At 51.5% G+C, this 12,039-nt stretch carries 9 protein-coding genes; 3 read left to right on the top strand and 6 right to left on the bottom strand.

The window, feature by feature from the left end:
* Nucleotides 1–245: 245 nt before the first annotated feature.
* The 3 genes from glpC to glpA are packed head-to-tail and all read right to left on the bottom strand — an operon-like array spanning nt 246 to nt 4,310.
* Entirely contained in the window at nt 246–1,436 is a 1,191-nt protein-coding gene (glpC, locus tag A7Z06_RS18135) for an anaerobic glycerol-3-phosphate dehydrogenase subunit GlpC (RefSeq protein WP_001000376.1), read from the bottom strand.
* Complete coding sequence (gene glpB, locus A7Z06_RS18130) at nt 1,433–2,692, bottom strand: glycerol-3-phosphate dehydrogenase subunit GlpB (RefSeq protein ID WP_001209882.1); 1,260 nt, start codon at nt 2,690–2,692, stop codon at nt 1,433–1,435. Before glpB ends, glpC begins: the two co-directional genes overlap by 4 nt.
* Nucleotides 2,682–4,310: an anaerobic glycerol-3-phosphate dehydrogenase subunit A gene (gene glpA / locus A7Z06_RS18125; RefSeq protein WP_000857223.1), complete on the bottom strand. Its 1,629-nt coding sequence runs from the start codon at nt 4,308–4,310 to the stop codon at nt 2,682–2,684. Before glpA ends, glpB begins: the two co-directional genes overlap by 11 nt.
* Nucleotides 4,311–4,583: 273 nt before the next feature.
* On the opposite strand from glpA, the gene glpT reads away from it, so the two are divergent.
* The 3 genes from glpT to inaA all read left to right on the top strand — a co-directional run bounded on the left by glpT (nt 4,584) and on the right by inaA (nt 7,913).
* On the top strand, nt 4,584–5,942 hold the full coding sequence (gene glpT / locus A7Z06_RS18120; protein ID WP_000948733.1) for a glycerol-3-phosphate transporter: 1,359 nt from the start codon (nt 4,584–4,586) through the stop codon (nt 5,940–5,942).
* A gap of 4 nt (nt 5,943–5,946) precedes the next feature.
* The gene (gene glpQ, locus A7Z06_RS18115) at nt 5,947–7,023 is read left to right on the top strand and encodes a glycerophosphodiester phosphodiesterase (RefSeq protein ID WP_000779066.1); all 1,077 of its coding nucleotides are present in this window, start codon (nt 5,947–5,949) and stop codon (nt 7,021–7,023) included.
* A 239-nt stretch (nt 7,024–7,262) separates the two neighbouring features.
* Nucleotides 7,263–7,913: a lipopolysaccharide kinase InaA gene (inaA, locus tag A7Z06_RS18110; protein WP_000301019.1), complete on the top strand. Its 651-nt coding sequence runs from the start codon at nt 7,263–7,265 to the stop codon at nt 7,911–7,913.
* A gap of 53 nt (nt 7,914–7,966) precedes the next feature.
* Here the strand turns inward: inaA and yfaE are convergent, their stop codons facing one another.
* From yfaE to nrdA, 3 genes are all read right to left on the bottom strand, one after another.
* A complete protein-coding gene (gene yfaE / locus A7Z06_RS18105; protein WP_000135040.1) occupies nt 7,967–8,221 on the bottom strand; it encodes a ferredoxin-like diferric-tyrosyl radical cofactor maintenance protein YfaE in 255 nt (84 codons plus the stop codon).
* On the bottom strand, nt 8,221–9,351 hold the full coding sequence (gene nrdB / locus A7Z06_RS18100; protein WP_000332038.1) for a class Ia ribonucleoside-diphosphate reductase subunit beta: 1,131 nt from the start codon (nt 9,349–9,351) through the stop codon (nt 8,221–8,223). The genes yfaE and nrdB overlap by 1 nt, the downstream gene beginning before the upstream one ends.
* An 88-nt stretch (nt 9,352–9,439) precedes the next feature.
* Complete coding sequence (nrdA, locus tag A7Z06_RS18095; RefSeq protein WP_001075191.1) at nt 9,440–11,725, bottom strand: class 1a ribonucleoside-diphosphate reductase subunit alpha; 2,286 nt, start codon at nt 11,723–11,725, stop codon at nt 9,440–9,442.
* Between the last annotated feature and the right edge of the window lie 314 nt (nt 11,726–12,039).

Below are 12,039 nucleotides of genomic sequence, written 5' to 3'. Positions count from 1 at the left end.
CATATAATGCTGGTGAATATGTTTAATTTTTAATAATCGTATATTATTATTCTTTTAGGTAATGTGGTGGTGAATATTATTATTTATATCAATTAGTTTCTGAAGGGACATAATAAAGCTACTTTTAGATAGCGAGTGTCAATACATGGAAATGTGAAGTTAAGTAAAAAAATAGAGAGCAGTTATTCTGAAATATTCAGCGTGGATATGAATGGCAGGAGGTTTTCACGTCCTGCCAGTGAAGATTATTCAAGCGCCTGTGCCAGTAATGTTATTGGATGTTCGCAGCGTTTGCTGGTTGACATCTCAATCTGCCATTTACAGGTTTCGCAGTCGGTGACCACCAGATCCGCGCCGCTCTCTTCTATCTGGCGGAACAGTGGTGCACCGATGGCTTGTGAGGTGGGGTAGTTCTCTTTCTTGAAACCGTAGGTTCCTGCAATACCGCAGCACTGGGAATCCAGCACTGTTAGCTCAAGTCCTGGGATTTTGCGCAACAATTCCAGGGTGTAGAGCGTCCAGCCCATTTTTTCCATATGGCACGGGGTGTGATAGACCACTTTTAGCGGCAGTGGCTTCAGTGGCAAGGTTTTTCCTTCGTCCAGCTTGCGCCACAGCCAGCGGGTTGCCAGTTCGATATGATCGCGCAAGCCTTTGTTGTCGACATTCAGCACCTCCGGGTACTCGTCGCGCAGGGCAAATGTACAGGTTGAGGAGGTGGCAATCACCGGAATACCTTTTACCCCCACAGCTTCGCGGATCGACTCTACATTCGTGATTGCCTGTTTACGTGCTTTATCGGTAAAGCCGTTGGCGATCAGTGGTACGCCGCAGCATTTTTCTTTGCTGAGCAGTTGCACGCCGGTGCCCATCGCGTTGAGCACTTTAATTAAATCTTTGCCTAACTGCGGATGGTTGTAGTTAACGAAGCAGCCGTGGAAAAAGGCGACCTGGTCTTTATATTGCGCCTGCTGAGCCGCCACGCTGCGATACCAGCGACGGAACGTGCCGAAGGAGTATTTCGGCAGCGTGCGGCGATGATCGATTTTTAACGCCGCATCAAGCAGCTGCCGCACCGGTTTCAGCGAGGTAGCGGTGTTGACGATAGGCGCGAACGGCGTGGAAACGCTACCCATCAGGTCTGTATGACTCAACACAAAATTGCGCAGCGACGGGCGCGTGGTGTCATATTTCGCCCGCGCGCGTTGGATGATATCGCCAATCTTCACATCGGATGGGCAGGCGACTTCGCAACGTTTGCAGTTGATGCAATATTTCAGCGCCTCGTCATAAAGTGCACCATCTTTTAAACGCAGACGCTCACCGTCCGGCCCGGCCTGTTTGGGCCCCGGATAGCCAGGATTTACCCGGCTCACCGGGCAGGCGGTGGTACAGACGGTGCACTTAATGCAGTTTTCGAAGCTGGTATCGTTCATTGTTGGCCTCCTGCGCGTTGGGCAATCTGTTGAGCAGCATGTAATGCACTGACAGCACAAACGCCGCCGCCGCATCCCTGAGCGATAGGATCAAATCCGCCCAGCACTGAACCGATGGCAAACAAGTTTTCTACCGTCTGGCCTGCCAGCGACGGGCGTAGCGTCTCATCAGTGGTTACACCGAACTGCTGCCACGGTTGCGGCGCAAAAAAATCACTTCGATACCACTCACCCCGCGTGGTGGTTTGCAGCACATCAAGGCCGAGAATCGGCTCGCGGATGCCGTTACGTTCCGCGACCAGCCCGCCGCTAAAGAAACTGCCGCTGGCAAGTACCGCAAAGCGCGGACGTAGCGGAATATCGGCGTGATTACGTGTCCATATTTCACTGACTACGCCATTTTTGCAGGTCACTTTTTTCACTTCATCGCCCGGCATCCATACACCGCCCTGGCGCACGAACTGGCGCTGCAACTGGTTTTGCAGACGGATACCCAGCACGGAAGGTGGCAGTGTCGGCAGTAACATTAATGAACAGGGCAATTGTTCGTTCAGCCAGCGCCAGAGTTTGTCATCAGCCAGGCCGAAGCAGGCTGGCATCAGGATCATTTCACAGGTGTTGGCAACAGGGATAAGCGCATCAAGCAACAGCGGCCAGTTTTCTTCGTTATCAAGGAAACGGGCAATATTTACCGCGCGGAACTCGGTGGCGTTATTACGTAGCACATCCAGTTCCGGCAGTTCAATTTCTGCGGTTTCAACCGAAAGATCCAGTTCACGTAACGAAGCCGCCGCAAGATGCGCCTGAAAATCCATTAGCCCGATGATACCCACCACACATATTTTCTTCGCTGGCAGCGGCCAGACGGGGACTTCTGGCGAACTTAGCCAGGTTGAGCGCAGAGTGCCGAGCGGTGTAACCCGCTGGTGAGCCAGTTCAACGCTACCCTGCAATTGTGCACCGCTTTCAGCGATCAATGCCTGCGCCCGGCAAGCGAGATCGAGCACGCGCTGTGAGCCGAGAACACTGTAAGGATGGGCAGGAGCCTGATGGCTCAAAGATTCCAGGCCATCGTGAATGTCTGTCACCGGTTGACCGTCCGGTAGATGGCTCAGTAAATCCAGCGACCCGGGCGAAAAATGCAGCGCGCTCTGACCACGAGTGACAATCGCACAACGCAGCCCGTGTTTTTGTAGTTGCAGGCCGCAGAGTAATCCGGCAAGACCGCCGCCCATAATGACAGTATCAAATCGCATCTTTCTGCTCCTTCTCCAGACCACACAGTCCCTGATAAACCCAACGGGTAAATTCGCTTTCGCGCAACGCATCGCCCCAGGCAACAGGTTGCACGCCTTTCCAGCGTTCGTTCAGGAAGGTGGAAAGTTGCTCGATAGATTGCGCAGATGTGGTGACATTAAAGCGTTGCAGCAGTCCGGCGGCGCGGCAGGCGCAGAGTTCGCCCTGGCAGGTGCCCATTCCCACACGGGTACGACGGCGTAAATCTAACAGGCTGTTAACGTTCAAATTTTCTACTGCATATTGCACTTCGCCTGCGGTAACGGCTTCGCACTCACAGACCAGGCTGCGGTGCAGACGGCCTTCGCTCAGCCAGGCAGGCGTGCGATCGCCATGACGATAAACCGCTGAACCGCGAAGTGGCGCTGGCAGAGAGATGACTTTTTGCAGGGTGACTTCAGCCGGTTCCTGTGAGCCAGGTAGTGCCAGGTCGGCGGTAGTGCAGGGGCGCGTGTTGCCCAGTTTGCGACATACCGCGTCGGTAGCCCATTCCGCCATCAGCCGATAGGTCATCAGTTTGCCACCGGTGATGGTGATAAATCCGTCAAGGCCATCGCGTTCAGCATGGTCGAGCAGCACAATGCCACGGCTGACGTTACGCCCACTTGGGTCGTCATCGCTGGCAACCAACGGGCGCACGCCAGAGTAGGCTCGCAGAATACGCGTTTTCGCCATCACCGGAGCCAGTTTCTCCCCTTCACGCAGCAGAATATCCACTTCTTCTGCCGTCACTCTGTTGTCGTCGATCTCATTGTAATCAATACGTAAAGAGGTGGTGCCAATCAGCGAAATGGTATCGCCGGGAACCAGAATATCGGCATCAGAAGGTTTACGGCAGCGGTTGATCACATGCTGATTAATGCGGTGATCCATGATCAGCAGCGATCCTTTCGCCGGGAACATGCGAATGCGCAGATCGGCATATTCGGCAATGTGTTGCCCCCAGATCCCGGCGGCATTAACTACGACAGGCGCATGAAGTGCCTGAGTTTCGCCGGTGAGATGGTTACGTACACGAACACCACACACCGTCGCGCCTTCACGAATCAGCCCCGTGACTTCATGAGCGGTAAGGATAACGGCACCGTGTTCTTTGGCATCCAGCATGTTTGCTGCGGTCAGACGAAATGGATCAACGGTGCCATCCGGAACTTTCACCGCGCCAATCAGTGCCGGGTTAACGGAAGGTTCGATAATGCGCGCTTGCTGCGGGTCTATAGCTTCTGCGCTGATCCCTGCTTCCTGGCAAGCGTGGATAAACGTGGCCTGGAAGGAGAGGTCATCTTCCGGCAGGGTGATAAACAGACCGTTAGTTTGTTCAACGCAGTGGCGCGCAATGCGTTTTAATATCTTGTTTTCACTGATACATTCGCGGGCCGATTCTGCATCGGTTACCGCATAGCGCGCGCCGCTGTGTAGCAGACCGTGGTTACGCCCGGTCGCGCCTGTGGCGATGTCGTGGCGCTCAACCAAAATCACGCGCAGCCCGCGCAGGGCACAGTCGCGGGCAATCCCGGCTCCCGTTGCGCCGCCGCCAATGATAATCACGTCACTTGATTGCGAGTCGCGAGTTTTCATTGCTATCCCTCTGAAGTTCGTTTTTTACCATTTAGCCATAGTAAAAACATGAATTGTTTGATTTCGCGCATATTCGCTCATTATTCGAAAGTGAAACGTGATTTCATGCGCCTTTCGGAACATTTTGGCAATCTTATTTAATAATGTGTGCGGTAATTCACATTTAATTTATGAATGTTTTCTTAACATCGCGGCAACTCAAAAAAACAGCAGGTTCTTCCACTGAATCAGGCTGTTAATCATAAATAAGACCATGGGCCACGGAGGCTATAAATGTTGAGTATTTTTAAACCAGCGCCACATAAAGCGCGCTTACCTGCTGCGGAGATCGACCCGACCTATCGTCGATTGCGCTGGCAAATTTTCCTGGGGATCTTCTTTGGTTATGCCGCTTACTATCTGGTTCGTAAGAACTTTGCTCTTGCAATGCCTTACCTGGTGGAGCAGGGATTCTCGCGTGGCGATTTAGGTTTTGCGCTTTCAGGGATCTCAATCGCCTATGGATTTTCGAAATTCATCATGGGCTCGGTATCGGATCGCTCGAATCCGCGCGTTTTCCTGCCAGCAGGTTTGATTCTTGCTGCGGCAGTGATGCTGTTTATGGGCTTTGTGCCGTGGGCGACTTCCAGCATTGCGGTGATGTTCGTGCTGCTGTTCCTCTGCGGCTGGTTCCAGGGGATGGGGTGGCCGCCGTGTGGTCGTACTATGGTGCACTGGTGGTCACAGAAAGAACGTGGCGGCATTGTATCGGTGTGGAACTGTGCGCATAACGTCGGTGGTGGTATTCCGCCGCTGTTATTCTTGCTGGGGATGGCCTGGTTCAATGACTGGCACGCGGCGCTTTATATGCCTGCTTTCTGTGCCATTCTGGTGGCGCTTTTCGCTTTTGCTATGATGCGCGATACCCCGCAATCCTGTGGTCTGCCGCCGATTGAAGAGTACAAAAATGATTACCCGGACGACTATAACGAAAAAGCGGAACAGGAACTGACCGCGAAGCAGATTTTCATGCAGTACGTACTGCCGAACAAACTGCTGTGGTACATCGCTATCGCCAACGTGTTCGTTTATTTGCTTCGCTACGGCATCCTCGACTGGTCGCCAACTTACCTGAAAGAGGTGAAACACTTCGCGCTGGATAAATCTTCCTGGGCCTATTTCCTTTATGAGTACGCGGGCATTCCGGGCACCCTACTGTGCGGCTGGATGTCGGATAAAGTCTTCCGTGGCAACCGTGGTGCAACCGGCGTCTTCTTTATGACTCTGGTGACCATCGCAACTATCGTTTACTGGATGAACCCGGCGGGCAACCCGACCGTAGATATGATTTGTATGATTGTCATTGGCTTCCTGATTTATGGCCCTGTCATGCTGATCGGTCTGCACGCGCTGGAACTGGCACCGAAAAAAGCGGCAGGTACGGCGGCAGGCTTTACCGGACTGTTTGGTTATCTTGGCGGTTCTGTGGCGGCGAGTGCGATTGTTGGCTACACCGTGGACTTCTTCGGCTGGGATGGCGGCTTTATGGTAATGATTGGCGGCAGCATTCTGGCGGTTATCTTGTTGATTGTTGTGATGATTGGCGAAAAACGTCGCCATCAGGAATTACTGCAAAAACGCAACGGAGGCTAATGGCATGAAATTGACGCTGAAAAACCTTAGCATGGCGATCATGATGAGTGGAATGATCATGGGAAGCAGTGCAATGGCGGCAGACAATAGCGAGAAAATTGTAATAGCCCATCGCGGCGCCAGTGGTTATTTACCGGAGCATACGCTGCCAGCAAAAGCGATGGCATATGCACAGGGGGCTGACTATCTGGAGCAGGATTTGGTAATGACCAAAGACGACCATCTGGTCGTCCTGCATGACCACTATCTTGATCGCGTTACTGATGTCGCCGATCGTTTTCCGAATCGGGCGCGTAAAGATGGTCGCTACTACGCGATAGATTTCACGCTGGATGAAATTAAGTCTCTGAAATTTACCGAAGGTTTCGATATTGTAAACGGCAAAAAAGTGCAGACTTTCCCCGGGCGATTCCCGATGGGTAAGTCTGACTTTCGTGTCCACACTTTCGAAGAAGAGATTGAATTTATTCAGGGATTAAATCACTCGACGGGGAAAAATATCGGCATCTATCCAGAAATTAAAGCGCCGTGGTTTCATCATCAGGAAGGGAAGGATATTGCGGCAAAAACGCTGGAAGTGTTGAAAAAATATGGTTACACCAGCAAAGGGGACAAAGTTTATTTGCAATGCTTTGATGCTGATGAGCTGAAACGCATTAAAAATGAGCTGGAACCGAAAATGGGCATGAATCTCAATCTGGTTCAGTTGATTGCTTATACTGACTGGAATGAAACTCAGCAGAAACAGCCGGACGGAACCTGGGTAAATTACAGCTATGACTGGATGTTTAAGCCGGGTGCCATGAAGCAGGTGGCGGAATATGCCGACGGTATTGGCCCCGATTACCATATGGTGATTGATGAGAAATCGCAGCCGGGTAATATCAAGCTTACCGGAATGGTAAAAGATGCACAGCAGAATAAGCTGGTGGTGCATCCTTATACCGTGCGGGCCGACAAGCTACCGGAATATGCCACCGATGTGAATCAATTGTATGACGCTCTGTATAACAAAGCAGGTGTTAATGGGCTGTTTACGGACTTCCCGGATAAGGCAGTAAAATTCCTCAATAAAGAGTAAATTCAGTGTCGGATGGCACTTATGTGCCATCCGGTGCCTCTCTTCATTCACACCCCTGCACATAGCGGACATATTTCATTCTTCAATAAAGTCTGTTGGTTATCCTTACTTGCTGTTATTTACAGCGGGATGACTTGTTTCCGGCAAAAGAGATCCAGTAAGAAACACTTTTTATTAAGTTTTTCTTAAGGTAAACACCTATAGTCATTGTCGTTAACAATAAAGACAGGCGACAGGGTATGGCTGTTTCAGCAAAACACGATGAGTTTAATCATTGGTGGGCTACAGAAGGTGACTGGGTTGAAGAGCCGAATTTCCGCCGCAACGGCATGAGCGGGGTGCAATGCGTCGAGCACAACGGCAAAAAGTTGTACGTGAAGCGCATGACTCACCACTTGTTTTATTCTATCCGCTATCCGTTTGGGCGTCCGACGATTGTGCGCGAGGTTGCGGTGATAAAAGATCTGGAACGCGCTGGCGTGATTGTGCCGAAAATCGTTTTTGGAGAAGCGGTGAAAATTGATGGCGAATGGCGCGCGTTGCTGGTGACAGAAGATATGGCGGGATTTGTCAGCATTGCTGACTGGTATTCACAACACGCAGTAACGCCTTATTCCGACGATGTGCGGCAAGCCATGTTAAAAGCGGTGGCGTTGGCATTTAAAAAGATGCATAGCGTTAATCGTCAGCATGGTTGCTGTTATGTTCGCCATATCTATGTGAAAACAGAAGGTAAGGCAGAAGCCGGTTTTCTTGATCTGGAGAAAAGTCGCCGTCGTCTGCGTCGCCATAAAGCGATTCATCATGACTTCCGCCAGCTGGAGAAATATCTGGAACCGATCCCCAAAGCCGACTGGGAGCAGGTGAAAGCGTATTATTCTGCCATGTAATCGTTGTAGGCCAGATAAGATGCATAAGCGTCGCATCTGGCGCTAGTACCCAATCACATCTCGATTTCAATATCGCCTTTTGCCCGGCAACAACAGGGCAAAATCTCCCCTGGCTGAATAAAGGCTAACGGTTCGGCAATCCAGTCCACCTGGCCTGCGACAAGGCGCGTGCGACAGGAGCCGCAGTAGCCTTCGCGGCACTGATACTCAACTGCCACATTGTGGGATTCCAGCGCCGCCAGCAGGGAAGGGTGTTCATCCTGGCACAGCAGTTGTGTGCCAGTGATGCGCAGGGTAACACGAGCCATCAGAGTTGGAAGTTACTCAAATCGTCGGTGTCTACTTCCGAGTCAATCTGTCCGACCAGATAAGAACTGACTTCCACTTCCTGCGGAGCAACCTGTACGTTATCAGACACCAGCCAGGTGTTGATCCACGGGATTGGGTTGGAGCGCGTCTGGAACGGCAGATCTAAACCAACCGCCTGCATACGGATATTGGTGATGTACTCGACGTACTGGCAGAGAATGTCTTTATTCAGACCAATCATCGAACCGTCGCGGAACAGATAATCCGCCCAATCTTTCTCTTGCTGTGCTGCCTGAACGAACAGGTCATAGCACTCTTGCTTACACTCTTCGGCAATTTCCGCCATCTCAGGATCGTCCGCGCCGCTACGCAACAGATTCAGCATATGCTGAGTACCAGTCAGGTGCAGGGCTTCGTCACGGGCAATCAGGCGAATAATTTTGGCGTTGCCTTCCATCAGCTCACGTTCAGCGAATGCGAAAGAGCAAGCGAAGCTGACGTAGAAACGAATCGCTTCCAGCGCGTTAACGCTCATCAGGCAGAGATACAGTTTTTTCTTCAGCTCGCGCAGGCTAACGGTCACGGTTTTGCCGTTGACGGTATGAGTGCCTTCGCCAAGCAGATGCCAGTAACTGGTCATTTCGATCAGTTCGTCGTAGTAAGCTGAAATCCCTTCCGCGCGTTTCTGGATCTGCTCGTTGGTGACGATATCGTCAAACACAACAGACGGATCGTTAACGATATTACGAATGATGTGCGTGTAGGAGCGGGAGTGAATTGTTTCCGAAAACGCCCAGGTTTCTACCCAGGTTTCCAGTTCGGGAATGGAAATCAGCGGCAGCAGCGCCACGTTCGGGCTACGACCCTGAATGGAATCCAGCAGCGTCTGATATTTCAGGTTGCTGATAAAGATGTGTTTTTCGTGCTCCGGCAGCGCCTGATAATCGATACGGTCGCGGGAGACGTCAACTTCTTCCGGGCGCCAGAAGAAAGAGAGCTGCTTTTCGATCAATTTTTCGAAGATTTCATATTTTTGCTGATCGTAGCGAGCCACGTTGACCGGCTGACCAAAGAACATGGGTTCTTTGAGCTGATCATTCTTCGTCTGTGAAAAGGTGGTATATGCCATGAATGTGTCCTGTGGTTTTATTACCCCTCACCCTAACCCTCTCCCGCAAGGGGAGAGGGGACGGTTTGGTGCAAAGGCTGGGGGATTATCAGATCTTACATGCGCCGCTTTCGCAGCCATCGTCCTGGATTGACGGCACCAGATCGTCCTGCGCGTCTTCAGCGCCGTCACGGGTGTTCTGATAATACAGCGTTTTGACCCCGAATTTGTAGGCGGTGAGCAGGTCTTTCAGCAACTGCTGCATCGGCACTTTTCCTGACGGGAAACGTGACGGATCGTAGTTGGTGTTAGCAGAGATCGACTGATCGATAAATTTCTGCATGATACCCACCAGTTGCAGGTAGCCATCGTTACCCGGCATTTCCCACAGCAGCTCATAGGCGTCGTGCAGGTGTTCGTAGTCAGGCACCACCTGGCGCAGAATACCGTCTTTCGACGCTTTAATGCTGACGTAACCGCGCGGCGGCTCAATACCGTTAGTGGCGTTGGAGATCTGCGAAGAGGTCTCGGACGGCATCAGAGCAGAAAGCGTGGAGTTACGCAGGCCGTGCGTTTTGATTGACTCACGCAACGCTTCCCAGTCGTAATGCAGCGGTTCATTGGCGATAGCATCCAGATCTTTCTTGTAGGTATCGATCGGCAGGATGCCTTTCGCGTAAGTGGTTTCGTTAAACCACGGACACGCGCCTTGCTCTTTCGCCAGCTCGTTAGACGCTTTCAGCAGGTAATATTGAATAGCTTCGAAGGTTTTATGCGTCAAGTTGTTGGCGCTGCCGTCAGAGTAGCGTTTACCGTGCTTCGCCAGGTAGTAAGCGAAGTTGATTACACCAATACCCAGCGTGCGACGACCCATCGCTCCGCGTTTGGCTGCCGGGATCGGGTAGTCCTGATAATCCAGCAACGCGTCGAGTGCGCGTACCGCCAGAATCGCCAGCTCTTCCAGTTCATCCAGGCTATTAATTGCGCCCAGGTTGAAAGCAGACAGCGTACACAGCGCGATTTCACCGTTTTCGTCGTTGACGTCATTGAGCGGTTTGGTCGGCAGGGCGATTTCCAGGCACAGGTTAGACTGGCGCACTGGTGCAATAGCCGGATCAAACGGGCTGTGGGTGTTGCAGTGGTCAACGTTCTGAATATAGATACGACCGGTAGACGCACGTTCCTGCATCATCAGCGAGAACAGCTCAACGGCTTTCACACGCTGCTTGCGGATGCTGTCGTCTTTCTCATATTTGGTATACAGACGTTCAAACTCTTCCTGATCGGCGAAGAACGCGTCGTACAGCCCCGGTACGTCGGACGGGCTGAACAGAGTGATATCTTCACCTTTCAGCAGGCGGGTATACATCAGTTTGTTGATCTGTACCCCGTAGTCCATATGACGCACGCGGTTGCCTTCCACACCACGGTTGTTTTTCAACACCAGCAGGCTTTCTACTTCCAGATGCCAAATTGGGTAGAACAGCGTTGCTGCACCGCCGCGCACACCGCCCTGAGAACAGGATTTCACCGCTGTCTGGAAATGTTTGTAGAACGGAATACAACCGGTATGGAACGCTTCGCCACCGCGAATCGGGCTACCCAGCGCACGAATACGACCGGCGTTGATGCCGATCCCGGCACGCTGGGATACGTATTTTACAATCGCGCTGGAAGTCGCGTTGATGGAATCCAGGCTGTCGCCGCATTCGATCAGTACGCAGGAGCTGAACTGACGAGTCGGGGTACGCACGCCGGACATGATTGGCGTCGGCAGCGAAATTTTAAATGTGGAAACCGCGTCGTAAAAACGCTTCACATATTGCAGACGGGTTTCACGCGGATAGTTTGAGAACAGGCAGGCAGCAACCAGAATATACAGGAACTGGGCGCTTTCGTAGATCTCGCCGGTTACGCGGTTTTGTACCAGATATTTGCCTTCCAGTTGCTTAACGGCAGCGTAAGAGAAGGTCATATCACGGTCGTGATCGATAAACGTGTCCATCTGCTTGAACTCTTCTTCCGTGTAGTCTTCCAGCAGATGATTATCGTATTTGCCCATTTCGACCATTTTCTTCACATGGTCATACAGCGCAGGCGGCTCAAACTGGCCGTAGGCTTTTTTACGCAGGTGGAAAATTGCCAGGCGCGCGGCGAGGTACTGATAATCCGGTGCTTCACGGGAGATCAGGTCTGCGGCAGCCTTGATAATGGTTTCGTGGATGTCAGAAGTCTTGATACCGTCATAAAACTGAATGTGGGAGCGCAGTTCGACCTGGGAAATCGAAACGTTATGCAGTCCTTCTGCCGCCCAATCCAGAACGCGATGGATTTTGTCGAGATTGATGCGCTCTGTGCTACCGTTGCGCTTTGTCACCAGCAGATTCTGATTCATGTATGTAGTACCTGTTCTTTCCGAAATAGTTTCATGCAGACTACCTGTAGTGAGGGAAGTCGCTACAAACACTATATATAGGGGGTATGTTTGGGATTCACTGCAAGATAGTGTGAAAATGACCCTCTTGCAAGTGTATAACTTTGTGGATAACTCGCGACGGAAAAGGCGGCTTCCACGCACCTTAGGTCAGACAAGGTGTTCGGGAAAGTCAATGGGAAGAGAAAAAATTGTTAAAAATAACCGTTCGGTGATTTCTTGAACGTTCAATTTAAGATAATTATTGATCCAGGTTATTTATTGCGCTTATGTCA

The organism is Escherichia sp. MOD1-EC6819 (genome assembly GCF_002965765.1).
Classification (GTDB): Bacteria; Pseudomonadota; Gammaproteobacteria; order Enterobacterales; family Enterobacteriaceae; genus Escherichia; species Escherichia ruysiae.
The sequence above is the reverse complement of the archived record's forward strand: the minus strand, read 5'-3'. Positions and strand labels throughout refer to the sequence as shown.

What these genes read in the sequence shown, in the direction of transcription:
- glpC (WP_001000376.1), bottom strand. Translation starts at nt 1,436, where the DNA reads ATGAACGATACCAGCTTCGAAAACTGCATTAAGTGCACCGTCTGTACC.
- glpB (WP_001209882.1), bottom strand. Translation starts at nt 2,692, where the DNA reads ATGCGATTTGATACTGTCATTATGGGCGGCGGTCTTGCCGGATTACTC.
- glpA (WP_000857223.1), bottom strand. Translation starts at nt 4,310, where the DNA reads ATGAAAACTCGCGACTCGCAATCAAGTGACGTGATTATCATTGGCGGC.
- glpT (WP_000948733.1), top strand. Translation starts at nt 4,584, where the DNA reads ATGTTGAGTATTTTTAAACCAGCGCCACATAAAGCGCGCTTACCTGCT.
- glpQ (WP_000779066.1), top strand. Translation starts at nt 5,947, where the DNA reads ATGAAATTGACGCTGAAAAACCTTAGCATGGCGATCATGATGAGTGGA.
- inaA (WP_000301019.1), top strand. Translation starts at nt 7,263, where the DNA reads ATGGCTGTTTCAGCAAAACACGATGAGTTTAATCATTGGTGGGCTACA.
- yfaE (WP_000135040.1), bottom strand. Translation starts at nt 8,221, where the DNA reads ATGGCTCGTGTTACCCTGCGCATCACTGGCACACAACTGCTGTGCCAG.
- nrdB (WP_000332038.1), bottom strand. Translation starts at nt 9,351, where the DNA reads ATGGCATATACCACCTTTTCACAGACGAAGAATGATCAGCTCAAAGAA.
- nrdA (WP_001075191.1), bottom strand. Translation starts at nt 11,725, where the DNA reads ATGAATCAGAATCTGCTGGTGACAAAGCGCAACGGTAGCACAGAGCGC.